Annotated in this window: 19 protein-coding genes; 5 read left to right on the forward strand and 14 right to left on the reverse strand. The window is 59.0% G+C overall.

The features are described 5' to 3' along the window. Nucleotides 1–39: 39 nt before the first annotated feature. On the reverse strand, nt 40–1686 hold the full coding sequence (locus tag HBR93_RS25310) for a GMC family oxidoreductase N-terminal domain-containing protein (RefSeq protein ID WP_169961327.1): 1647 nt from the start codon (nt 1684–1686) through the stop codon (nt 40–42). Nucleotides 1687–1816: 130 nt separating this feature from the next. Between HBR93_RS25310 and HBR93_RS25315 the strand changes: the two genes are divergently transcribed. Next, nucleotides 1817–2704, forward strand: coding sequence for a LysR family transcriptional regulator (locus HBR93_RS25315; protein ID WP_057439441.1), 888 nt, complete (start codon nt 1817–1819; stop codon nt 2702–2704). A 157-nt stretch (nt 2705–2861) separates the two neighbouring features. On the opposite strand, the gene HBR93_RS25320 is transcribed toward HBR93_RS25315, so the two are convergent. The 7 genes from HBR93_RS25320 to HBR93_RS25350 form a co-directional block, all read right to left on the reverse strand. Beyond that, on the reverse strand, nt 2862–4721 hold the full coding sequence (locus HBR93_RS25320; RefSeq protein WP_169961328.1) for a DUF3857 domain-containing transglutaminase family protein: 1860 nt from the start codon (nt 4719–4721) through the stop codon (nt 2862–2864). Nucleotides 4722–4872: 151 nt separating this feature from the next. Beyond that, nucleotides 4873–5970 carry a DNA alkylation repair protein gene (locus HBR93_RS25325; RefSeq protein ID WP_169961329.1) on the reverse strand — a complete coding sequence of 366 codons (1098 nt, stop codon included), beginning with the start codon at nt 5968–5970 and terminating at the stop codon, nt 4873–4875. 118 nt (nt 5971–6088) lie between these two features. Next, nucleotides 6089–7435 carry a glutamine synthetase family protein gene (locus HBR93_RS25330; RefSeq protein WP_169961330.1) on the reverse strand — a complete coding sequence of 449 codons (1347 nt, stop codon included), beginning with the start codon at nt 7433–7435 and terminating at the stop codon, nt 6089–6091. 22 nt (nt 7436–7457) lie between these two features. After that, nucleotides 7458–8015, reverse strand: coding sequence for an XRE family transcriptional regulator (locus HBR93_RS25335; RefSeq protein ID WP_057439438.1), 558 nt, complete (start codon nt 8013–8015; stop codon nt 7458–7460). 133 nt (nt 8016–8148) lie between these two features. Beyond that, nucleotides 8149–9042, reverse strand: coding sequence for a M48 family metalloprotease (locus HBR93_RS25340; RefSeq protein ID WP_169961331.1), 894 nt, complete (start codon nt 9040–9042; stop codon nt 8149–8151). A gap of 20 nt (nt 9043–9062) precedes the next feature. Next, nucleotides 9063–9668, reverse strand: coding sequence for a LemA family protein (locus tag HBR93_RS25345; RefSeq protein ID WP_057444126.1), 606 nt, complete (start codon nt 9666–9668; stop codon nt 9063–9065). 83 nt (nt 9669–9751) lie between these two features. Continuing rightward, nucleotides 9752–11911 carry a WG repeat-containing protein gene (locus HBR93_RS25350; RefSeq protein WP_169961332.1) on the reverse strand — a complete coding sequence of 720 codons (2160 nt, stop codon included), beginning with the start codon at nt 11909–11911 and terminating at the stop codon, nt 9752–9754. Nucleotides 11912–12041: 130 nt separating this feature from the next. Between HBR93_RS25350 and HBR93_RS25355 the strand changes: the two genes are divergently transcribed. Together HBR93_RS25355 and HBR93_RS25360 are read left to right on the forward strand one after the other, a co-directional pair. Then, complete coding sequence (locus HBR93_RS25355) at nt 12042–12347, forward strand: RcnB family protein (RefSeq protein ID WP_057959123.1); 306 nt, start codon at nt 12042–12044, stop codon at nt 12345–12347. 176 nt (nt 12348–12523) lie between these two features. After that, nucleotides 12524–13714, forward strand: a complete 1191-nt coding sequence (locus tag HBR93_RS25360; protein ID WP_057959124.1) for an MFS transporter — start codon at nt 12524–12526, stop codon at nt 13712–13714. Between the two features lie 148 nt (nt 13715–13862). Here HBR93_RS25360 and HBR93_RS25365 read toward each other — a convergent pair whose 3' ends face one another. The 3 genes from HBR93_RS25365 to HBR93_RS25375 all read right to left on the reverse strand — a co-directional run bounded on the left by HBR93_RS25365 (nt 13863) and on the right by HBR93_RS25375 (nt 16003). Further along, the gene (locus tag HBR93_RS25365) at nt 13863–14111 is read right to left on the reverse strand and encodes a DUF1652 domain-containing protein (protein ID WP_038441863.1); all 249 of its coding nucleotides are present in this window, start codon (nt 14109–14111) and stop codon (nt 13863–13865) included. A gap of 11 nt (nt 14112–14122) precedes the next feature. Then, nucleotides 14123–14374, reverse strand: a complete 252-nt coding sequence (locus HBR93_RS25370) for a CsbD family protein (protein WP_057439434.1) — start codon at nt 14372–14374, stop codon at nt 14123–14125. A gap of 132 nt (nt 14375–14506) precedes the next feature. Then, a complete protein-coding gene (locus HBR93_RS25375) occupies nt 14507–16003 on the reverse strand; it encodes a helix-turn-helix transcriptional regulator (RefSeq protein ID WP_057439433.1) in 1497 nt (498 codons plus the stop codon). A gap of 211 nt (nt 16004–16214) precedes the next feature. Between HBR93_RS25375 and HBR93_RS25380 the strand changes: the two genes are divergently transcribed. Then, nucleotides 16215–17183 carry a hypothetical protein gene (locus HBR93_RS25380; protein WP_169961333.1) on the forward strand — a complete coding sequence of 323 codons (969 nt, stop codon included), beginning with the start codon at nt 16215–16217 and terminating at the stop codon, nt 17181–17183. A gap of 79 nt (nt 17184–17262) precedes the next feature. Continuing rightward, on the forward strand, nt 17263–17889 hold the full coding sequence (locus HBR93_RS25385) for a hypothetical protein (RefSeq protein WP_057439431.1): 627 nt from the start codon (nt 17263–17265) through the stop codon (nt 17887–17889). A 40-nt stretch (nt 17890–17929) separates the two neighbouring features. Here HBR93_RS25385 and HBR93_RS25390 read toward each other — a convergent pair whose 3' ends face one another. The 3 genes from HBR93_RS25390 to HBR93_RS25400 all read right to left on the reverse strand — a co-directional run bounded on the left by HBR93_RS25390 (nt 17930) and on the right by HBR93_RS25400 (nt 22092). After that, on the reverse strand, nt 17930–19099 hold the full coding sequence (locus HBR93_RS25390) for a hypothetical protein (protein WP_169961334.1): 1170 nt from the start codon (nt 19097–19099) through the stop codon (nt 17930–17932). 14 nt (nt 19100–19113) lie between these two features. Continuing rightward, a complete protein-coding gene (locus HBR93_RS25395) occupies nt 19114–20001 on the reverse strand; it encodes a nitrilase family protein (protein WP_057439430.1) in 888 nt (295 codons plus the stop codon). 141 nt (nt 20002–20142) lie between these two features. After that, nucleotides 20143–22092: an FAD-dependent oxidoreductase gene (locus HBR93_RS25400; protein WP_169961335.1), complete on the reverse strand. Its 1950-nt coding sequence runs from the start codon at nt 22090–22092 to the stop codon at nt 20143–20145. Nucleotides 22093–22213: the final 121 nt, after the last annotated feature.

Here is a 22213-nt window from a genome sequence, read left to right on the forward strand (position 1 = left end):
CTCTTGTCCTGTAGGTGCGAGCAAACTCGCGCCTTCAGGTCATGCCGGTGTTGTCTGTTCTCTTTCGGGGGTGAGGTTCCTTGTTTGAGGGGACAGAATCAGTTGCGCGGCTTTTTCCGCGATCATCAGGGTGGGTGAGCAGGTATTGCCGGAGGTGATGCGCGGCATGATCGAGGCATCGGCGATGCGCAGGCCGGGCACGCCGTGCACGCGCAACTGGGCATCGACCACCGCGTCTTTATCCGGGCCCATGCGGCAGGTGCCGACCGGGTGAAAAATCGTGGTGCCGATCCGCGCCGCCGCCTCTTGCAATTGTTCATCGCTTTGCAAGGCCTCACCGGGCAGGTATTCCACCGGGTTGAAGGGGCGCAGGGCCTGGGCGCCGACAATGCGCCGGGTCAGGCGGATGGCATCGGCGGCCACGCGCAAGTCTTCGGGATGGCTCAGGTAGTTGGGCTGGATCAATGGCGGCGTCGCGGGATCGGCCGAGCGGATATCAATGCGTCCGCGACTCTGCGGGCGCAAGTCGCAAACCGACGCAGTAAATGCCGGGAACGCGTGCAGCGGTTCGCCAAAGCGTTCCAGCGACAGTGGTTGCACGTGGTATTCGAGGTTGGCCGAAGTCTGCTCCGGCCCCGAGCGGGCGAAGGCGCCGAGCTGGCTGGGCGCCATGGACAGCGGGCCGCTGCGGTCATACAGGTATTGCAGGCCCATGCCCATCTTGCCCCACACGGAGCCGGCGATCTGGTTCAGGGTGCGGGCGTTTTCCAGTTTGTAGATCAGCCGCAGTTGCAGGTGGTCCTGCAGATTGCCACCGACCCCTGGCAGTTCGTGCAGGACCTCGATGCCCAAGGGCTTGAGGATGCTCGAAGGCCCTATCCCGGAGCGCTGCAGGATGCCGGGCGAACCCACCGCCCCGGCGCACAGGATGATTTCCTTATGGGCTTTCCAGGTCACTACTTGCCCTAGCTGGCGGCCCACCACCGCACTGGCACGGCCGTTTTCCAGGAGTACACGGTCGACTTCCACGCCGGTGAGCACCGTGAGGTTGGCGCGCTGGCGGATGGGCTTGAGAAACGCCTTGGCCGCATTCCAGCGTACGCCGCCTTTCTGGTTGACCTGGAAGTAGCCACACCCTTCGTTATCGCCCTGGTTGAAGTCGTCGATGCTGGCGATGCCACTTTGCTTGGCGGCTTCGCGGAAGGCGTCGAGGATCGGCCAGTGCAGGCGCTGCTGCTCCACGCGCCACTCGCCGCTGTCGCCATGCAGGGGCGAGGCGCCGGCAAAATGGTTTTCGCTTTGCTTGAACAGCGGTAATACATCGTCCCAGGCCCAGCCGGGGTTGCCTTCGGCGGCCCAGCCATCGTAGTCGTTGGCCTGGCCGCGCATGTAGATCATGCCGTTGATCGACGAGCAGCCGCCCAGCACCTTGCCCCGTGGATAGCTCAGGGCACGACCTTGCAGGCCGGGTTGGGTTTCGGTCTTGAAGCACCAGTCGGTGCGCGGGTTGCCGATGCAGAACAGGTAGCCGACGGGGATATGGATCCAGGGGTAGTTGTCGCGCCCGCCCGCTTCAAGCAGCAGCACACGATGGGCAGGGTTGGCGGACAGTCGATTGGCCAGCAGGCAGCCCGCAGGGCCGGCGCCTACTACCACGTAATCGTATTGCGCAGGTGCAATAGTCATCTGGGGTCTCGCTTGTTTTTCTTATTGGCTCCATCCTAGTTGTTAGTTTTCGTCTTAAAAATGTTAGTTTTTACCCAGCTGCTGTGCGTTTTTAAACAGCGCTGCGCTCATGGCCGAGAGGGGAGGTGACATGTTCGACTGGAATGACCTGCGGTATTTTCTTGAGTTGCAGCGCAGCGGGCGCCTGCTCACCGCCGCCCAGCGCCTGAAAACCACGCATGCCACTGTGGCCCGACATATCGAGGCCATCGAGAAAAGCCTCGGCACTGCGCTGTTTGTGCAGCATGCCCAGGGGTACGAACTGACGCCGTCGGGCGAAGCACTGCTCAAGCATGCCGAAGCCATGGAGAACGTTGCACTGCTCGCCGAAGAAGAGCTGACCCACTCCGCCGCGCCCCTGGGCAAGATTCGCCTGGGGGTCGCCGAAGGCTTGGGGGTGATGTTCCTTGCCAGCCGCATGGGCGGCCTGTTCGAGCGTTATCCGGGGCTGGAAGTGGAACTGGTGGCGGTGCCGCGTTTTGTCAGCATCCTCAACCGCGAGGCGGAGATCAGCATCCACCTGGAGCGCCCTAGCGTCGATCAACTGGTCACGCGCAAACTCACCGACTACCGCCTGGCCCTCTATGCCAGCCGCAGCTACCTGGCGCGTTCGCCAGCCATCGAGAAACGCGAAGACCTGGCCGCCCACGCGTGGATCGACTACGTCGACGACCTGCTATTCAGCCAGGAACTGAAACTCCTCAGCAGCTTTTGCCGCAACCCCCGGGTGGTATTCCACAGCACCAGCGTCATCGCCCAGCACCAGGCGGCGCGCTCGGGGTTGGGGATTGCCGTGTTGCCGTGTTTTGTCGCCGCTGGGGACCCGGACCTGGTGCCGCTATTGCCGGAAGAGGGCATCCAGCGCAGCTACTGGATCAGCTCCCGACGCGAATTGCACAAGTCGGTACGGTTGCGGGTGTTGTGGGATTACGTGGTGGAGTTGTGTGCCAAGGAGCAGGGGCTGCTGTTGGGCGCGTAGCGAAGGGCAAGGGGGATCTACACAGATCAAATGTGGGAGCTGTCGAGCCCTAGCGAGGCTGCGATGGCGGCGGTACTGCCAGCATTGATGTTGACTGACCTGCCGCCATCGCAGCCTCGCAGGGCGAGACAGCTCCCACATGGGACTGTGTGTGGGCTTAGAGTTTTACTGTCTGGTGTACCTGTTCACCACACGCACGAGCATCGTTGATCATCTTTTCAAACGGCGCGCTGACGATTTCATCATGGCTCAACCAGCGCACTTTCTGGGTCAACCGGTAGTGGTAGCGCAAGCCATCCTTGAGCTGTTCGCCATCGAGTTCCAGGTCATACCACGGCGAGTTGATCTTGCAGCCTTGAACAGGCTTGTCCATCTGCCCGCCGGTCAAGGTAAAGGTGTAGTCGACGGTGTCCGGGTTGCCCATGTACAGGTCGCCCCGTTGCCCGTTGCGGCGGTAGTTGAGCAGGCCGTCCCATTTCTCTTTGAGCGACTGGTCGGTGTAGACGTAGCCTTCGTCGAGTTTTTCCAGGGCGCCCAGGTCGGTCATGCTGGCCTTGACCGTGTAGCTGTCGGGCTGCACGAACCCGGTGGGCTGGCGGGTGACCTGGCAATCGCTGATCTCGCGGCCAAAGTTGTCGCAGATGTTCTGGTCGGTGGCGGTAGCTCCCTGTTCGCGATCAGCCATGCTCAGTTGCATCAGGGGCAGGCGGCTGAAGGTGACGCTGGCGCGGGTCGTGCCATTGCCCTGTTTGTCGTAATGCACCTGCTTGTCCAGGCGGATGCTGGTGTCAGGGCGTGCCAGGGGGATATGTTCCTCACGCACCCGGCCCTGGGCATCGTTGACCAGTACCCAGCGGTCCTGGATATCGGGCAGGGTCTGGCCTGGAGCGAACACCGGGTTGGTCGGGTCCAGCCACCACACCTGGCCGGCCACTTCGGCGCGCACGATGGCATGGTTGGGCGCACCGGTGCCCGGCACCAGCAGCGAATCCACCACATCCCCACGGCTGACCCAGGCAGTCTCGGCCTTGATCCCGCTGGCCTTGAGCATGGCGGTGAGGAGGATGGACAGGTCCTTGCAGTCGCCATAACCGTGCTGTTCGATCTCCTCCAGGTTAAACGGCACATAGCCGCGATCGGTGGCACGCCAGTCACCCAGGTAACGGTAATGGTCGTTGATGTGCTGCATCAGGCCGGCCACTTGCTGCGCCGGGTCCAAGCCCTTCACCGCAGCTACGGCGGCGGCACTGTCAGCCGGCAGCTTGGCCGCGAGGATCTGGTTGTAGCGCTGGGCAAAGCCGCCGAAATGTTTTTGCATATCGAGGCTGCTGCCCACTTCGATCCGTGGGATCAGGCGGATATAGGCGTGGCCCGATTCGTTGATGTAGTTGAGATAGGTCGGCGTCTTTTGCTCGATATCCAGGGTCTTGCGATTGACCGAGGGGGTAATGGTGAAGCCGTCCATCAACTCGGCGCGCCACTCGATCGGCCGTTCTGCGGTGAAGCGCGCCTTGAGCCGGTCGCGCCGCGCATTGCTGGGGCCGAACTGCAGGGCGTAGTGGAACTCGGTCATCAGCGGCTTGGCGGGGTGATGTTCGCGCACGGTGTAGCGGATCTGCGTGCCGACCCGCAGGTTGGGGAAGGCCAGGGACGTTTGCTTCAGCCTGGAAAACCCCTGGTCAGGGTTGGGCGCGGTGCGCGTGTCGATCTGTGCTTCGCCGAGCAGCTGTGGCTTGCCGCCGGGCTGGGTGGACTCGGCGTGCAGCACTTCAAAACTATCGCCTTCGGCATAGTTGAAGTCGATTCGCGACAAAATTTCCCGGCCGCTGGGCTTGAGAATGGTGTAGCGGTAGGTGGTGGTGCAATCGGTGCTGGCATCACGGTTGAAGTGGCAGTGCAGCTCGGATTCGTTGGCAAGTGCAGCTTCGGCCATGGGTTGCAACGCGGCATGAGCAGTGTGCGAAACAAGCCCCAGACTGGCGCAAATCAAAGGGCAGTAAAACGAGAAACGGTGCATGGGCGCCTCAGGTGGAACATTGACACAGATACCCTGGCGGGTACCAAGAAGGCGGCAGATGATAATGGATCGCAACACCAAAAACCAGTATTGTCGGACAATAAATATCGCTGAAAGGCCCGAGATAGAGCCTTCGTCTTGGTAAAGGTGGTCAGTCGAGCAGCTCGAAGTCGCTGCTGGCCAGGCGTTCGCCGTTCACCAGCACATGCACCGTATGCCGGCCGGGGTAGTGCTTGCGCGTGGTCATATCGCGGATATGTTGGCCACGCAGCAGGGTATGCCGTTCACCCGCGCCGAGGGTAAAAGCCTTGAGCTTGAACACTTTGGCGGCGCTATGGCCTGCGCTTTTTACATAGTCGATGGCGTAGTCCACCACCAGTTTTTGTGGGGCGCTGGTGGTGGATTCGAGGCTGAACGACAGGTTGATCCGCTCGCCCAGGCGAATCACCGGGGGCTCGACCTTGAACTGGTGAATTTTCACCTCAGCCCGCGCCCCGGCCCCCATGATCGTCAGCGCGCGGGTATTGCCTTGTTTGATCAAGCTGCGCAGGGCGTGGCGGGCGATCCAGGCGGTGTGGGGGTTGTCCAGGGACCAGCTTTCGATGACCTCCAGCACCCAATCCGGATGGTCCTTGGTGATGTCATTGAGGTGGTTGGCCACGGACTTGCGTACATACAGACTGCTGTCGGCCTTGAGGTTCTCCAGGATCGACGCGCACAGGCGCGGATCGGCCTGCACCTGGGCCAGGCGAAACGACCATGGCAACCTCGGCCGCGAGCCCTCGCTGGCGAGGCGGCGTACGTGCTCGTTGTCATCCAGCGACCACTGCTGCATCACCGCCAGGGTGCGTTCGAAATCCTTGAGCAGAAAGGCCCGCACAGCAAATTCGGCAGAGCCAAATGTGGTGAAGTACTTGAGCGCCGCCATTGAGCGCTGGAAATCATCCAGGCCATAGCTGGCCACATAATGCCCGAGGAACAGGCTGACAAAACCTCTGTTCAGGCGCGGGGCCAGGGCATACAAATGTTCGAGGGTTTGCGGGTAGTCCAGGGGCATCACCGCGTGCAGGCTTTCACTGACCCGAGCCATGCGCTGCATGACCGACAACCCGGCCAGGTCACGCTTGGCGTGCTTGAGAAAGCCCTGGGCATCGAAGGGCGGGTACACCGCGCTCATCTCATCGGCGATGTGTTGCAGGCGTTCGACGTTGAAGATTTCCTTGAGGGCAGGGGCGCTTTGGTCGGTCATGGGCAGTCCGCAGGAGAGGGCGATGGTCGGGCTTTTTCAAAGTAGCACCTTACTCAAGGCCGCGAAGCTCAAAATGTGGGAGCCAGCTCCCACAAGGAATATGCAGGGTGCTCGGTATCTACAGGTACCAGCGATATTCCCGCGCATTGATCTCCTGCTGGAAGGCCAGGTGATCCTGGCGTTTGTTTTCGCAATAGACGTCGACAAACTCCGCCCCCAAGCCCTCGCGCAGGACCGGTTGTTGCTGCATGGCGCGCACCGCCTCGAGCATTTCCAGGGGGAAGTCATGGCCGCTGGTGCGGTCTTCGTTCAGCGGTGCGATAGGCTCCTGTGCGGCGTCCAGGCCGTGCTCCAGCCCGACCAGGATCGCCGCCAGCACCAGGTACGGGTTGGCGTCGGCACTGGCCAACCGATGTTCGATCCGCAGGTTGCGCGGGTCGGACTCGGGAATGCGCACGCAGGCGTCACGGTCCTCATAACCCCAGCAGGCCTTGGTGGCCGCATTGACCGTGCCGCCCAGGCGGCGGAAGGCGTTGTGGTTGGGCGAGAAAATCGGCATGCAGTGCGGCAGCAGTGCCAGGCAACCCGCCACCGCGTGGCGCAACGGCTGTTGCTGGTGCGCCGCCAGCAGGTTGTTGCCGGCGGCGTCATACAGGCTCACATGCACATGCATGCCACTGCCCGGATGTTGCAGGTAGGGCTTGGCCATGAAACTGGCGCGATAGCCATGCTTGAGCGCCACGCCACGGGTACTGCGGCAGAACAGGGCGGCCCAGTCGGCGGCGCGGAGGCCATCGTCGAGGTGACCAAAGTTGATTTCAAACTGGCCGGGGCCCAGTTCGGCAGTGATCACCGTAATGTCGATCCCCTGGGCCTGGGCGGTCTGCACCATATCATCGAGCACCGGCGCAAAACGCGACAGCCGCTCGATATGCAGGGTCGGTTGGTCATCGGGGTCGTCGCTCAACGGGTCGCGGGCAAATTGCGGCAGGCCGTCGTTGAGCTTTTTATCGAACAGGTAGAACTCCAGCTCAAACGCCACCACCGGGTGAATGCCCTTGCGGTGCAGGCGCTCGAGGACTTTGGCCAGGACTTCACGGGGTTCGAATTCGATGGGGGCCTCGGTGCCGTCGGAGGTGATCAGCATTTGCCCCAGAGGCTGGGCTTCCCAGCTCACCGGCTTGAGCGTGCCGGGCACCAGGCGGCGGTTGGCGTCGGGGTCGCCGTCATGGAAGCAGTAGTCGCCAATCTTGAACAGACCGCCCTGGGCGCCCAGCAGCACGGCGTTCTGCGGCAGCTTCAGGGGGCTGCCGGCGGCGACTTTTTCCAACATTTCAACCGGGTAGCGCTTGCCGTAGAAACGCCCTGGGATATCCAGGGAGATCAGGTCGACATAACGTACATCCGGATGGTTCTGGCGAAAGGTCCGTACTTCGGCCAGTAACGTGGAGGAATGGCTTTTCACGGGTGACGCTCCTTGGTGTGCCTTAGTTGTAGACCCACAGCACGCGTGCCGGCAGGTCGGTCAGGTTGCCGTAGCGGCAGTGGGCAAAACTGGCGAGGTGAAAGCTGTCGCCGGGGCCGAGAGTCACCGCGTCGGCCTCGCCTTCGACCCACAGGGTCAGGTGGCCTTCGAGTACATAACCGGCCTGCTCGGCGCGGTCGCTCATGGTCTGCTCGCCACTGTTGGCGCCGGGTTCGAGCAGGCTGTCGAGGATCGAAAACGCCCCCTGCATGCTGGGGGAGACGAGGATGTCGGTGATGCCGTTGGCGTAATACACCGTGCGCCGCTCGTTGGGGCGGGTGACCCAATCCACCGCCTTGGGTTTGGGCACGCTGTAGAAATAAGTGGTGGGCACATCGAGGGCATGGCTGATGGCAGTCAGGTCCGCCACGGTAGGTCGCGACAGACCCCGCTCGACCTGGGACAGGAAACCTACCGAACGCTCGATCTTTTGTGCCAATTGAGTGAGGGTGAGTTTCTTATGCTTGCGCAGATCGTGGATCAGGGTCGCCAGGGCGGCAAGTTCTTCTTGTGGTGTCATGAAATTTATGTCGAGAAATTTCATGAAAACTTACAGGAAATATTTCACGCCGGCAATGGTGGAACCCCGTCAGTTTAAAGCGCGGGTGTTTCAAGCCCTTCCGGCATCCTGCATCTCACCTCGGGGATTCCAATCATGGAACCTCGGGGTATTCGCCATCCCAGTCGGGATCAAGGCGCCAGATGCGCTTTTCCAGAGGAGGGTAAGGTGAGTCCAGGCGTTGTTCGAGATTTTTGAACGGCGTTGCGAAAAACATCTGAGGGCAATCTTCCTTGTCACGATATCCAATGAGTGCGCCGTATTCATGCCCGCCAATTTTCCTCAGGGCGCTTGCTACGCTCTGCGGGTTACGTGTGAATTGCGCAGCGGCGGCGTCGGCCAGGTACTTTCGCTGGCGACGGACGCGGGACATGGCAAGGAACATAAGGAAGATCCAGCCCAGACCAACGGGGAGCAAGGATGCGGAGCTCAAACCGATGATTAAAACCAACAGGCCGGAACCTAAGTGTACCCCTTTCATCCGTGTATCAAGACGCATGTCGTTGCTGTGAGTCGCGCTGAACAAATGGGCGATAACGCCTTGCATTTCTTCACGGTCGAGAATGGCTGCGGCGCCATAGGTCACACCCATGACCGAGTCCTGCGGGGTGCGTCCGGCGGCAAAGGCGTTGATGCCATCGGCATCAAGCAGGTAAACCATGGGCACCGGGCTGCCGGAGGCGATGGCCATTTCCTCGACAATATCCAACAGCCAGCGATCATTCTCATGGGGATCCAGGCTGATCAGATACCCGCCGTATTGTTCGGCAATGGCGCTGCCGCCGTCCTTCAGCTTGCGGTTTAGGAACCAGTAACTTACCGAGATGAAGAGAAGCATCGCCACACAGATTTCGGCCCAGCCCACGTCGTCGATCGTCTCGGTCGATAGGCCCCATAGCAGTGCCGGGCCGAGCACGATGACCGAGGTCAGCAGCGTGTAATACCTGGAACCGCGCCGAGCTCGATCCTGGTGCGCAAAAAAATTCATGCGGCCATCCGTGGCTGGAATCAGGTAAAGGATACGGTTGGGGCGTTTTGAATCTGCTTGCTGTCTTCAAACACCAGCAAGGTAGCGTCCGAGCCATGTCCGACGGCATCGGCCATCAAGATCGTCGGGAATTGCTGGCGGAAGATGTTGTATTCCATCACCGCGTCGTTGAAAAACTGCCGTGCATACGCGATGCGGTCTTCGGTACTGGTCATTTCATCGTTCAGTTGCATCATTATTTCTGATGCTTGCAGGTCAGGATATTCCTCAAGCGAAACATTCAGGTTATCCATTGCAGTGTTAAGTCGCCCCTCATCTTTGCCTAACTGCACGATTGACCGGGCACTGCCCGGTTCTGCTGCCGCGAGCTTGAGGCAGGCGGCGGCGACGTTGCGGGCCTCGGTGACGGCCACCAGCGTGCCGCGCTCATGGTTCATGTAAGCCTTGGCGGTCTCCACAAGATTGGGGATCAGGTCATGGCGCCGTTTGAGTTGCACTTCGATCTGGCTGAACGCGTTCTTGAATCGATTTCGCAAAGTGACTAGCGAGTTGTAGAGACCGATCAAGTAAAGCGCGATCACACTTAGAGAACCGATCAAGATGACCCAGAAAACGGCGCCGAACATTGGATTTCCTTATCTGTAGGATTAAAGGCGCTGATCATAGCGGATGTCGCCCGTATCGAGCTGCCTTGTCAGAAAGATATGGCTTACTCGCGCTGGTAGGAGTCCACCTGCACCCCGTCAGCATCAAACACATTCACCCGGTTCTCGTCTTTCACATCCCAGATGCTATAGGTCGCTTCGTTGCTGTTGTACGGGAAGCTGTACTGGGTATACGACCCCAGTTTTTTCACCACGCGGTTGTTTTTGTCGATCAATAACAAGCCTTCAAACCCATCCATTTCTGCCGAGGCGAGGTTCTTCTGGAAGGGGTTGAGTTTGCTGTAGGTCACGGGCACGCGCAGTTTGCCGTGTACATCAATGGCGCCATAGCGGCTGCCCTTTTGCACCACCGCCATGCCGTTGGAGAACGGGTTGACGTCATCGAATGGCAGGCTCAAAGGCAGCGCCTTGCCCTGTTCGTTGATAAAGCTGTATTTGCGGCTGCCACGGTCCTGGATCAGCAGGGGCTGGCCCTGGACAAACTGGCCGAAGACGGTCGCGCCGGGTGGGTTGAGTTTCTTCATCTGCAGGTTGTAGACGTCGGTCTGTTTCTGGTCGGCGGAGGTGGCGTAGATAAACTCGCCGCTGCCGTTGATTGCGGAGTAGCGCGGTGCCAACAGCTCCTTGCCGCTCAGGCTCCAGGCGCCGTACAACGAGTTCGAGCCATAGGTGGTCTCGCCAGGGCGGGCGATGAACACGTTGCCGATCACACTGGGGTTGACGTACTTCATGGGCACCACGACCTGTAGCTTCCTCACGTCGTAGACCCCATAGGGGCCGTTGGTTTCACGCTCGACAATCATTAGGTCGTCGTTGACCGCGCTGTCGATGATTTCGAAGGGCAGTTCTTTCAACGTTTGCGTACCGGGTACAAAGGCAAAGTACTTGAACTGCAATTCGCTCCAGCCCTCGCCGGAGGATTTTTCGCCGACCATGATGTGGTACACGCCGGGCATCTCGGTGGTATCAATGCGCTTGAAGCGCGGCTTGACCACCCATTGCCCCTTGCTGTCGATAAAACCGCTGCTTTCGCTGGCGCTGTCGTAGGCGATGTAGCGCTCGCGAGGGGCGGTGCTGTTGTGCATGTCCCAATCAAGGGTTTGGGGTTGGAGCGGGTCCAGCACGTAAATCACGATGCTGGCGGGGGTGTCTTCGAATTGGTAGGTGGCCTGCACGTTACTCAGCTCGCTGTCGGAGCTGGGCAGGTTGCTGGCGAACTGTTCCAGATGATCCTGCACCGCCGCGGCACTCTTGAAGTCGGCGAAGTTGTCTTCCATACGCAGCAGTTCGTTGTAATAGGCCCGCAGGTTGGCCTTTTGTTCGGCGGTGGGCGAGGAATTGGAGCTGTTGCCGCCGCTGTACAGGGTCTTGCCATCGGCCGTCAGGCCTTGGATCACATAGGATTTGTTTTTCGGCGTTGCCAGTTGCAAGGAGGCGCTGGCGTCGCCCAGATGGGTCAGTTGGTACACCTCGCCACCCTCGGCGGTGGCTTTCGGGTGGGCCCGGTCCAGGACGATTTTATTGAAGCCGGGGTAGGCCTGATACGTCAGGGCCAGGCTGATGCGTTCCAGGGGCTTGTTGAGCTTGAGTTCGGCCTGGGTGGTGTCCTGGTCCTGCTCCTCACTGTCCTCATCCTTGATCGCCACCTCGGCGAACGGCTGCTGCGAGCCGTCGCGAAAGTACAGGGTCTGGATGCGATAGCTGGCTTCGGTCTGCTGATCGGGCAGGGCCCCGCGCTTGAGCACCTCGCGAATCGCCTCGACTTCCAGCTTCAGCCCGGACGCATTGTCGAAGAACAACTGCTGGAACTGCCCCGGTGTACGCTTGAGGTCGGTCAATGCCGCCTTCAGTTCGGCGGCGGGGAAGGGCACGAACGGCTCCTCATAGTTCAGCTCTTTCTGTTCGCCTGGTGTAGCGGTGGCCGGGCCGATTTCCAGGCGCATGCTTTCGAGCATGGCGATGCGGTTGATGCCGTCGCGCATATCGAGGATCAGGTAATTCAGGCGTTTTTTTGCTTCTGGCAACGGCAGGTCCCGGATGCCATCCACACCGCCCTCATTGAGTTGCGCTTCGCTGTATTCGGGACCGTCAAGCAGGCCATGGGTGGCGCGGCGGTCCAGTAAGTAATAAGTGGCACCGCCAATCACGGCGATCACGATCAGGGCGCTGGCCAGCAGTTTGGTTCGGGTCAGGGCTGTTTTCATTGTTCTCGGACTCGATGGAGGGCTGGCGCAAGATTAGCAGGCACCGATACCCGTGGCTGTATTGCCGGTGAATGATTGCAGGGCCCTGCTGTCGGAACCTGGGTACGCATTATTTACTGAAGGAATACCCATGAAAGCAACGTCCCTGATTGCCAGCCTGCTGGTTGCCGCCAGCCTGTCCACCGCCAGCGTTACCGTGCAAGCCGAGGACAATCCGCAGAAAACCGTGGAGCCTTCGAACATCAACACCCGAGACTTGAAAGTTGGAGACCGTGCGCCGGATATCCTGGTGCGCAAGGAGTCGGCCCTGGGCGACTGGAAAAAGCGCGGCCTGAAACCGCCCCACGACGACAGCCAGTGGGCGCGGATCAATGATCGTTATGTGCTGGTGAAAATCACCAATGGCACCATCCTCGACATCACCCCTGCCAAATAACGGGTGTGGGGGGAAATGGGCTGATGCCGCTTTCCCCCCCTTCGCTGCGCGCATTTAAAAATCGCATGCACGAATGCATAAAACAGTCTTTTTTGCTGCTCATCCTGAGGTAAGGTAGCTGCGCAATGCGCCCGTCATGGCGTGTGCTACGACTCTTTTCAGGAAACGAGAGCAGGATGCTGAAAACAATAAAAAACTACCCCCGCAGCGTAAACCTGCTGCTATCGGCCACGCTGGTATTGACCCTGGCCAAGGCGATCACCTTTCCGTACATGGTGATCTACCTGTCCAGTCACTTCGCCCTGGGCATCAGCCAAGTGGGCCTGGTGATCGGCAGCTCGTTGATCGTCGGTTCCCTGTTGAGCGTGTACGGCGGTTTCCTCGTGGACCGGGTCAATAGCTACCGGCTGCTGCTGGGCCTGAGCCTGCTGTTCGTCCTGGGATTCGTCGGCACTTTGCTGGCTCGCGAGCTATGGCTTTTCTACAGTTGCCTGATCCTGATCAACCTGGCGTATGCGGTGATCGATGTCGCGGTCAAGGCCGGCTTTGCCAGCCTGTTGCCCGTCGACGCGCGCAGCGAAGTGTTTTCCATCAAGTACACCCTGACCAATATCGGCTACGCGGTAGGGCCGTTTCTGGGGGCGATGGTGGCCAAGGTCGATATGAGCTTGCCGTTTGTCTTGTCGGTGTTGCTGGGGATGGGGTTCTTCCTGCTGTACTGGCGCTGGGGCGACCGCAGCCTGGCCACGGTGGACGCCGCGCAAAAACCGGTGCCGTTCCTGGCGGTGGGCCGGGTATTGCTGCGCGATCATCGCCTGGTGTGCTTCACCCTCGGCGGCCTGCTCAGTGCCGTGGTATTCGGGCAGTTCACCGCCTACCTGTCGCAGTACCTGGTGACCACCTCGGACGCCGAATACACCTACACCGTGATCAGCGCCATCCTGACCACCAACGCCCTGCTGGTTATCGCCCTGCAATACGTGATCGGTCGGCAGATCAGCCACCGTCACCTGAGCCGCTGGCTGATCTTCGGGCTGGGCATGTTCATGCTCGGGGTGATGGGTTTTGCGCTGTCCACCAGCGTGTGGTGGTGGGTGGTGTCGATGGCGATCTTCACCGTGGGGGAGATCATCGTGTTTCCCGCCGAATACATGTTTATCGACCGCATCGCCCCTGACCACCTGCGCGGCATGTACTACGGTGCGCAAAACCTCTCCAACCTCGGCGCCGCACTGGGGCCGGTGTTGTGCGGCCTGGTGCTGGCGAGCCTGCCGGCGCACTACATGTTCTACATGTTGGCGGGGTTTATCGTGGCCGGGGGGCTGTTCTACTTTATAGGGGCATCGTTGAAGCCACGCCCGTTGTAGACAAGGCCAAAGCAGCGGAGCTGCGCCCCTGTGGGAGCGAGCTTGCTCGCGATGGCGGTGGGTCAGTCAAGTCACTGTTGGCTGTCTCACCGCCATCGCGGGCAAGCCCGCTCCCACAGGGGTAGGCGTCCCTACAGAGGGGGTGTTGTCAGATGGAGAGCGCGCCGCCCACGGTGTTGCTGTGCAATTCGTAGCGCAGTTCCTCGACCATCGTTGCGACGTCCTGCGGGGTCTTGAGTTTGTTGACGCTGATCCCGGTGACCACCAGGTCCACGCGGCCGCTCTGGGCGTCAAACACTTTCAAGGTCAGTGACGAGTCGCGGCACAGGGTGAATTCGCAGGTCAGCGGCAACAGGGCTTCTTCGATGCAATTACGCAGTTGGGCCAGGGTAAACATGCCAGCCCCCATCAACGACGACGCAGCAACAGGCCCAGCACCAGGCCCACGCCAGCAACGATCGCCACGGTGGCCAGGGGCTTGCGCTGGGCAAAGTCACCAACAGTGTCCAGCGCATCGCCATAGGTCTGTTGCAGTTGGCCGGCCGCCTGGCGCGCTACGCCCTGGGCCTGTAGTTGTTCGTCGTCGGTCATTTCGCCGAGAAAGTCCTGAGCCTTGCCCACGGCTTTTTTCACGCGGCCGGTGACTTGTTCACTGTTCATGCTGCCTCCTTCAAGGGCAAAAAACTCGCCATGACACAGGGCATCAAACCCTGTGCCTACCCTTCAAGGTTAAGCAGCCCACCGCCCGGAAATAAGGCGAATTTGCACTGGTCGCCCTAGTGCATTTGCACCTTATTTCGCACTTTTTGCCCGCCGTTCCCCGGCAAACAACCCGCGTTCCCTGGCCCAGACGATGGCGGCGCTGCGGCTGTGCACGTTGAGCTTGGAGTACACCGTGGCCACATGATTGCGCACGGTATTGGGTGCCAGCTTCAAGCGCGAGGCGATTTCCTTGTCGGCCAGGCCTTCGCAAATCAGCCCCAGCACATCCCGCTCGCGGGCGGTCAGGTCGGTAAAGGCGATGGTCGTCAGGTTGGGGCTGTTGACGCTCTTGGCGTTGGCCAGTTTTTCGATCAGGGTCTGGCTGAACCAGGACGCGTCTTTCATCACTTCCTCGATAGCCGACACCAACTCCAGCTCCGAGCGTTTGCGCTCGGTGATATTCATCATCACCAGCAGGTAACAGGTCGTGTCCTGGATGCTCACGGTGTCGGCCGACACCACGCAATCAATCACCTCATTGCCTTTCTTGCGGATTTTCAGGTCCTGGCCGTCGAGGTTGCCGGCTTTTTCCAGAGTGGCGAACAACTGCGTGCAGGCCTCCTTGCTGTCGATGAAGTCGATATCGCTGATGGACTTCCCAATCAACTCTTCGCTGGTGTAGCCGGTGACGCTCATGAACGCGTCGTTGACGTCCACCACCTGCTGATTGTCCGCGTCGCACACCAGGGTCGGCACCGGCGTCAGGCGGAAGGACTTGGCAAACCGCTCCTCGCTCTGGCGCAGGGCGGTTTCGGCCTTGCGCCGGGGCTCAAGGTCAGTGAAGGAAAACAGCATGCACTCCTCATCGTTCATATCCAGCGGCTGGCCGGCGACAATTACCAGCTTGCTGCCGCCTTCGGGCAGTTTCAGCTCGGCTTGCATCTGCGGGATGGTCGCGCCTTCGCCCAGGCGCTGGATTGCCAGTTCCTTGCGCTCGGCCTGTTCCAGCACGTCCAGCTCGTACACCGAACGGCCGATCACCTGGTCGCGGTTGTAGCCAGTCATCTCCAGGAAGCCCTGGTTGACCTTGATATAGCGCAGATCGCTCAAGCGGCAGATCACCGCCGGCGCCGGGTTGGCGTTGAAGGTCTTTTCAAAGCGCTGCTCGGCGCTGGCCCATTCGGTGGCATCGCTCAAAATCAGCACCAGCAGTTCCGGCTTGCCGGCGCTGTCGGTGAGCGCCAGGCTGCGCAGGCGGTGGACCCAGGTGCGGTCGGTGTCGGCGCTGGGCGTGACTTCGACCACCACATCACTGAACTCTTCGCCGTTGGCCACCCGGCTCAGCGGATAGGCTTCCAGGGGCAGCGGGTGATTGTTGCGGTAGCGCAGGGCAAAGCGCTCGGCGTATTCGGCGGTGTTGGCGCCGAGCCCGGCAATGTCATCCAGGCCATGCATGGCCAGCGCGGCTTCGTTGGCCCAGAGAATGCTCTGGTCGATCTCGGCGAGAATCACCCCATCGGACAGTCCGGAAATGATCTGCTGCAATTGGCGGCGATTGGTTTCTTGGGCGAGAACGGCCTGGCTCATGGTTTCTCCAAAATGGCTACATAACGACATCGGCGCCTGCAACAGGGCATGTCTGGCTTGTGTGGAGTACGACAACTGGCCTTGAGCATAGTGCAGACCGATTCAGCTTGACGGGGTGCGAATGCACCAGTCGTCCTAGTGCATTTGTGCCGAGACCGCAGGCGTCGGCCTGGACAAACTGAAGGTCTACTCATTTGTCCAAGGAACGATTATGACCCCCCTCTATGAAACCCATCGCTCGCCTTTTCGTGTGTCCTGGGGCTCGGTACTGGCCGGCAGTGCAATTGCCCTGGTGACCTACCTGGTACTCAGCGTACTGGGCACCGCCATCGGCGCCAGTGCGGTCGACCCCATGGCGGCTGGCAACCCGTTGAGCGGTTTTGGCACTGGCGCCGGGATCTGGCTGTTTGTCTCCACGCTGTTGGCGATTGGCGTGGGCGCCTTTGTCGCCGGCCGCACAGCCCCGGATCGTGGCGGCTTGCATGGTGTCCTGAGCTGGACCATCACCACCTTGCTCACCACGTGGCTGCTGGCGGCATTGGCCACCAGCGTGGTCGGCGCCGCGGGCAATGTCGTAGGCAAAGGCCTGTCGGCGGCCGGTAGCGGCATTGCCGCCGTGGCCCCCGGCATCAGCGACAGCGTCAAGCAGCAGCTGGACGAAAAGGGCATCAGCCTGGATTGGGATAGCCTGCAGGGCGAGCTCGACACCTTGCTCAAGCAAAGCGGCAAGGCTGAACTGGATCCGGCTAACGTCGAGCAAACAGCTAACCAGGCAGCGGCAGACGGTCAGCAATCGGCCACTGATGCCGCCACCAACCCGGCCCAGGCCGCGACCGAACTCAAGCAATGGTTCGAGCGCGTCAAAGCCTCTGGTGAGCCGGCGTTGAATGCGGCCGACAAAGAGGCGCTGGTGAACATCGTCGCCGCCCGTACTGGCAAGAGCCAGGCCGAGGCCAGCCAGATTGTCGAGAACTATGCCCAGGCCTATCAGCAGGCCGTGCAGAAAGTCGAAGAACTCAAGGCCCAGGCCGAACAAAAGGCCCGCGAGGCCGGTGAAGTGGCGGCCAAGCAACTGTCCCGCGCGGCGTGGAGCACCTTGTTGATGTTGGTACTGGGTGCCGCATTGAGCTTTGGCATCGGTCGCCTGGCCATTTCGACCCGCAAAGTGCCCGTGGCTTGATCAAGGCCCATTGATTCGTAACCGCAACACCTTGCGTGAGCGCGTAAACTGTCGGCTTTTTTCGCGCTCACGCAAAGGTATGCTTTTGACCCCGGTAAAAACCACAGCCCTCCTGCTATTCACCACCCTGTTGGCGGCGTGCGGTACCTCGCCGCCACGCACCCCTGACGACATCTGCGGCATCTTCCGCGAAAAGGACGACTGGTACGACGCAGCCAAAGTCACCCAGAAGCGCTGGGGTGTGCCGATCCAGGTGCCGTTCGCCATCATGTATCAGGAATCGGGCTTCCGGCAGAACGCCAAGACTCCGCGCAAATACCTGCTGTGGATCATCCCCTGGGGCCGCGTCAGCACCGCTGCCGGCTACGCCCAGGCCAAGGATGAAGTGTGGGGCGACTACCAGAAAAGCACCGGCCGCAACTGGGCCAGCCGCCAGGACTTCGACGACGCGATCGACTTTGTCGGCTGGTACATGGACAAGACCGCCAGCATCAACGGCGTATACAAATACGACGCCTATGGCCAGTACCTCAACTACCATGAAGGCTGGGGCGGCTACCGTAACCGCACCTATGCCAGCAAGGCGTGGCTGTTGCCGGTAGCCGGCAAGGTCAAGGCCCGTTCCGATCTGTATGCGCGCCAGTATGCAGGGTGCAAGGCGGATCTGGAGCGGGGGTTCTGGGGGCGGTTCTGGCGGTGGCTGTAAGGCTGCGAGCGGGTAAGGCTCAAGAGCCTTACCCGGCTGTTTACGCGATCAACCTTCCAACGACGGGCACAATCAGCAAGGTGCTCAACGCCATCGAGATTACATTACCGATATAGGGATGAAAGTGTGTCGGCAGCCGCCCGGCAATGGCACAGGCCAGCGGCGGCGCGATCAACGCGCCAAGCAACGCACTCGATCCAATCACCATCCAACTCCCGCCATGGGTCAGCACCGCTGCCGGTACGACCGAGACCAGCGGCACGTAGGTGGGATACCAACCGCGCTTGATCCACTGACTGCGCCAGATCAGTACACCCAGAGCCGATGTCAGCGACTGGGCACCGATCAGTTGCAGCACCAGTCCCGACCCATAGGCGGCACTCAACGGGTTCAAGGCATACGCCAGCAGGACTCCCGCCAGTAGGCCAAGGCTGGCCCACTCATTGCCGAAGAACGGCGCTTCGGAAAAATCGGCCAAGACCCTGCGCAAGCTCCAGCCCAGGCCATAGGTTGGCGGTTTGAGCGGCAATGGTTTGTCCGCGGCGATATAGTCCGAGCGCACCAGAATCGGCACGCGGCGACAGATGACAAAGGCAATCACGCTGCCCGCCGCCATGCCCAGCACGTTACCAATCACCACCGGCAAATCCAGCGGTACACAGACAAAATTGACGATCAGCAAGCACATCGGCGTGACCAGCAGCGCCCCCAACAACGCGCCATTGAGGGTGACTTTCCAACCACCCCCAAACATCAGCACCATTGCTGCCGGCAGTGAAACAAACGCGGCGAAGGTGGGTTGCCAGGTCTCGGCGGTGACCGTCCAACCCCATAGCAGGTTGCTCAGCAGCAGGCCCAGCAGGGAACTGGTCACCAACCACGGCCACAGCCCACTGCCGTAGCAAATCGCAAAGCCTTGCCAGCGCTTGCCGGTGCGGCTGGCCCACCAGGCCAGGTATGCACCCGCCAACAACCCGAGGGAGGCAAGCTCATGCTTGTAGAAGGCCACTTCGCTGACATCTCCCAGTACCCAGCGTAGCCAGGCGATGGGGGCGGGAAATGATGCCACCATATCGCCGTAGCTAGGCCAGGAGCCTTGGTGCGTGAGGACCGTCCAGACAATCAGCGAGATGCTGATGAGCCCCAATGCGATGATCGCCTTATCGACCCGAGATCGCTCGTTCCCAGGTTTCATGAATAAATTTTCCATGACTCGCCCTCCCTTTAGCGTGGCAGGGCGGGGTGCTGGCAATACCCGAGCATCTGATCGTAAAGATCATCGCGCCGGTCACGGTGCAGGTCGTTGAGACTGTTCCAGATCGGCGCACTGCGGGCGCTGGTCAGGTCGATATCGGCGAAGAGGATTTCCTGGCGGTTAGCCGACGCCACTTTGCCGATAGGCCAGCCATTGGTCCCGGCAATCAACGAACACCCCAGGTAGCGTGCATCACGCTCCTCACCGATCCGGCTGGCGGCGGCGATAAACACATTATTGACGTGGGCGGCGGTCATGGTCAGGTACGACGCCATGCATTTACCGGCCTCGTCGAACAGCGGCGGCGGTGTCCACACCCAGTTGTTGAGGCTACAAATAATATCGGCGCCTTGCTGGCTGAGGATGCGTGGTACTTCCGGGAACCAGATGTCCCAGCAGATCAACAGGCCAATGCGCCCGATAGGCGTTTCAAACACCGGAAAGCCCAGGTTGCCAGGGGTGAACCAGAGCTTCTCGAGGTTCCATAGGTGGGCCTTGCGGTACTTACCGATCAACCCATCCGGCCCCAGCAATACCGCAGTATTGAATAACTGCCGACCCTCGATCTCATTCAGGCCCGCCACCAGATACACCTGATGGGTGGCGGCAAACGCCATCCAGGCTTGCACACTGGCCCCGCCGGGAACGGGCTCGGCATGCTCGAATGCGTCCTGGCGGCTGCTGAAGAAGTAACCGCAGTTCGACAACTCGGGCAGTACGATCAGGTTAGCCCCACCATTGACCGCCTCGGCAGCCAAGGCCAGGCTGCGATGCAGATTGCTTTCGCGGTTATCCAGGCCGACCTGGGGGTCGAACTGCACGACAGCGACGCGGACAGGGCTTGTTGGTTGGCTCATTGGGGTGTGACCTCTTATTGTTGTGCAACCGGGGTGGTTGAGTGTTTATAAGAGTCAACTAAATGTTTAAATGGAAGTCGGACGGATCCTGTTGAGATGTGGTTTTTTTCTGATGGTGGGTTTTACTATTGTGCTTAGAGGTTAATGATTAGTTGAGAACTCTGGATAATCTTGCATGGTAAAACCTCCGTTGAAGTTTGCCTTTGTTTTGTTGCAGATATTGATGACTGCATCTACGGCTCCCCTGAAGCAGGGCTCTGTCCAGCCTGCATCAACCGAAAATGATTCGCCGCAAAGATATAGGCCGGATTTGTGTGAGAAGTCTCTGTTGTATTTCATTAGGTTTACCGCTTCGTAGTAGGTGCCAGGGCGATATAGTTTGGCGCAGCCGAGTGAGTTTTTATCAGTCATCCATCGCTGGACGACCGCCTGTTCATGACCAATATAGGGGGAGATTTTTTCTTTTATGTTTTCGGAGTTCATTAGTATTCTGTCTAGCTCGTCAATGCAGCGCCTAACCAGTTCTTTGTTGTCAAAAATTGATAGTTTTGTCGCGTCGTCTTCCCAGGTGTAACTGAGCAGAATGCAGTCGTAAGTGGTGTTTTCATTATAGCGGTACATATATGTGTCATGAATAAAGCTGTCGGAAATTATAACTTGAGGAATTTTGGTGTTTTTTGAAAGTAGAGATTTCTTTAAAGGTGCGTATATTTTGCAGCTGGTTTCCCAATGGGCGGTTTTGTAGGCATTTATGATGTCGAAAGGGAGCATCTCTTGGTCGAAGTTCTCAAGTCTTATTTGGGTTTCTATAATCCATGAGGGAAGTGTAATTATTACGGAGTCGAAGTCTTCGCTGTGTTTTTCGGTATTTGATCCTGAGCTGGACTTCCAGTCATAGCTGACTCGTATTTTGCTGTTGGGTAGTTTTGTCAATTTTGTGACCATTGAGTCGGTAAGCAAGCCATTTCTGGATGCTCTAAGGTGGTCATACAATGATTTATCGTTTTCGGCGTCTTTCATAAATAGTAGGCACTCTGCAAGTGCTGCGAGTCCTATATAGTTTGGCTTGTTAAATCGCAGTCCTTTTGAGTCGGAAATAGCCGTGCTGTGCAGGTACGGTGAATCCAGAACGCTATTGTCTGGCCTTACGCGGCCGTGTATTAACTGTAGATGACTGCTAAATCCGAAGGCTGCGGTACGTAAAGGGTAAAGTGAGCAAATGTCGTAAAATGCTCCCCAACTACCATCGCCGATGCCGATTGCATAAAAAATAGCAGACTCTTGTGCGGTCATTCCCATACCTCCAAAGTCTCCTGGGTTTTCTATGCTCCAATTAGTAATTGTTGGCATTTTCACCAAGTCCCGAAATGAAATGCTCTCATATCGCTCAACTATAGAGCTCCAAAGACTTTCCCATTGATCACTACCATAAAACTGCTCAATTTTTTGTGTGAAACGTTCGGCAAAGGTTTTCCACTTGGCATAAACCTTTCCTAACTCTTCTCCGGGTGGTGAGGTCGTCCCATTTTCATTCTTCCAAATCAACATGGTCGGCTGAGTGGCATTGTCAACCCTACCTTCGCGTAAATAAATGCCAGTTGATTTAACCCATGGGCTTCCGGGGTTCGGGAAATTGCTGGAAAGTAGGTCGAATTTTTTGGCGTAATAGGCCATAAGTGATCGACCTTCGTTAGGGTGTTCATCCGACCTGTTAAAAAAAGGCATTCGCATAGCCCCCATCTCAAATGGTGGGCGACCAATATTGTTGGAGTTGTGGTTTCCCAGAACGGTAAGGTGTCTACCGCCTATCCTTTTTGACTTTTCCAGTACGGTAATATGGGTAAAGCCGCAGCGATATAGCTCTCGGGCGGTCGTCAGTCCAGTTATTCCAGCACCAACTATGCAGATTTTATGATCGCTTTCAGTGGCGTTGGCTATTCCCCCATCCAATTCTACCAATGCCCTATAGTCGAAGCATAAATCAGGAGGGTTGGGGAAACGTCCGCGCCATTTACTTTTTTCAGATCTTTTCGAACGTGACCGCTGCGCTGCAATATCGGCAGGGTAGTTAAAGTTTGATCCGATGGTCATGTTGGCTCTCCATAAATACCGATTAAATTCTGTGACTTTCATCGTCCTTTTTTTCTTCAGGATTTAATATAAGTGTTGCGGCGTTTTTTGAAGAGGATATTCGCGGCTACTTGTAAGAATG

The organism is Pseudomonas sp. WS 5411 (assembly GCF_012985595.1).
Classification (GTDB): Bacteria; Pseudomonadota; Gammaproteobacteria; order Pseudomonadales; family Pseudomonadaceae; genus Aquipseudomonas; species Aquipseudomonas shahriarae.

Excerpts from the sequence above, each read along its gene's own strand:
- HBR93_RS25310 (WP_169961327.1), bottom strand. The coding sequence starts at position 1,686 with ATGACTATTGCACCTGCGCAATACGATTACGTGGTAGTAGGCGCCGGC.
- HBR93_RS25315 (WP_057439441.1), top strand. The coding sequence starts at position 1,817 with ATGTTCGACTGGAATGACCTGCGGTATTTTCTTGAGTTGCAGCGCAGC.
- HBR93_RS25320 (WP_169961328.1), bottom strand. The coding sequence starts at position 4,721 with ATGCACCGTTTCTCGTTTTACTGCCCTTTGATTTGCGCCAGTCTGGGG.
- HBR93_RS25325 (WP_169961329.1), bottom strand. The coding sequence starts at position 5,970 with ATGACCGACCAAAGCGCCCCTGCCCTCAAGGAAATCTTCAACGTCGAA.
- HBR93_RS25335 (WP_057439438.1), bottom strand. The coding sequence starts at position 8,015 with ATGACACCACAAGAAGAACTTGCCGCCCTGGCGACCCTGATCCACGAT.
- HBR93_RS25340 (WP_169961331.1), bottom strand. The coding sequence starts at position 9,042 with ATGAATTTTTTTGCGCACCAGGATCGAGCTCGGCGCGGTTCCAGGTAT.
- HBR93_RS25345 (WP_057444126.1), bottom strand. The coding sequence starts at position 9,668 with ATGTTCGGCGCCGTTTTCTGGGTCATCTTGATCGGTTCTCTAAGTGTG.
- HBR93_RS25350 (WP_169961332.1), bottom strand. The coding sequence starts at position 11,911 with ATGAAAACAGCCCTGACCCGAACCAAACTGCTGGCCAGCGCCCTGATC.
- HBR93_RS25355 (WP_057959123.1), top strand. The coding sequence starts at position 12,042 with ATGAAAGCAACGTCCCTGATTGCCAGCCTGCTGGTTGCCGCCAGCCTG.
- HBR93_RS25360 (WP_057959124.1), top strand. The coding sequence starts at position 12,524 with ATGCTGAAAACAATAAAAAACTACCCCCGCAGCGTAAACCTGCTGCTA.
- HBR93_RS25365 (WP_038441863.1), bottom strand. The coding sequence starts at position 14,111 with ATGTTTACCCTGGCCCAACTGCGTAATTGCATCGAAGAAGCCCTGTTG.
- HBR93_RS25370 (WP_057439434.1), bottom strand. The coding sequence starts at position 14,374 with ATGAACAGTGAACAAGTCACCGGCCGCGTGAAAAAAGCCGTGGGCAAG.
- HBR93_RS25375 (WP_057439433.1), bottom strand. The coding sequence starts at position 16,003 with ATGAGCCAGGCCGTTCTCGCCCAAGAAACCAATCGCCGCCAATTGCAG.
- HBR93_RS25380 (WP_169961333.1), top strand. The coding sequence starts at position 16,215 with ATGACCCCCCTCTATGAAACCCATCGCTCGCCTTTTCGTGTGTCCTGG.
- HBR93_RS25385 (WP_057439431.1), top strand. The coding sequence starts at position 17,263 with ATGCTTTTGACCCCGGTAAAAACCACAGCCCTCCTGCTATTCACCACC.
- HBR93_RS25390 (WP_169961334.1), bottom strand. The coding sequence starts at position 19,099 with ATGGAAAATTTATTCATGAAACCTGGGAACGAGCGATCTCGGGTCGAT.
- HBR93_RS25395 (WP_057439430.1), bottom strand. The coding sequence starts at position 20,001 with ATGAGCCAACCAACAAGCCCTGTCCGCGTCGCTGTCGTGCAGTTCGAC.
- HBR93_RS25400 (WP_169961335.1), bottom strand. The coding sequence starts at position 22,092 with ATGACCATCGGATCAAACTTTAACTACCCTGCCGATATTGCAGCGCAG.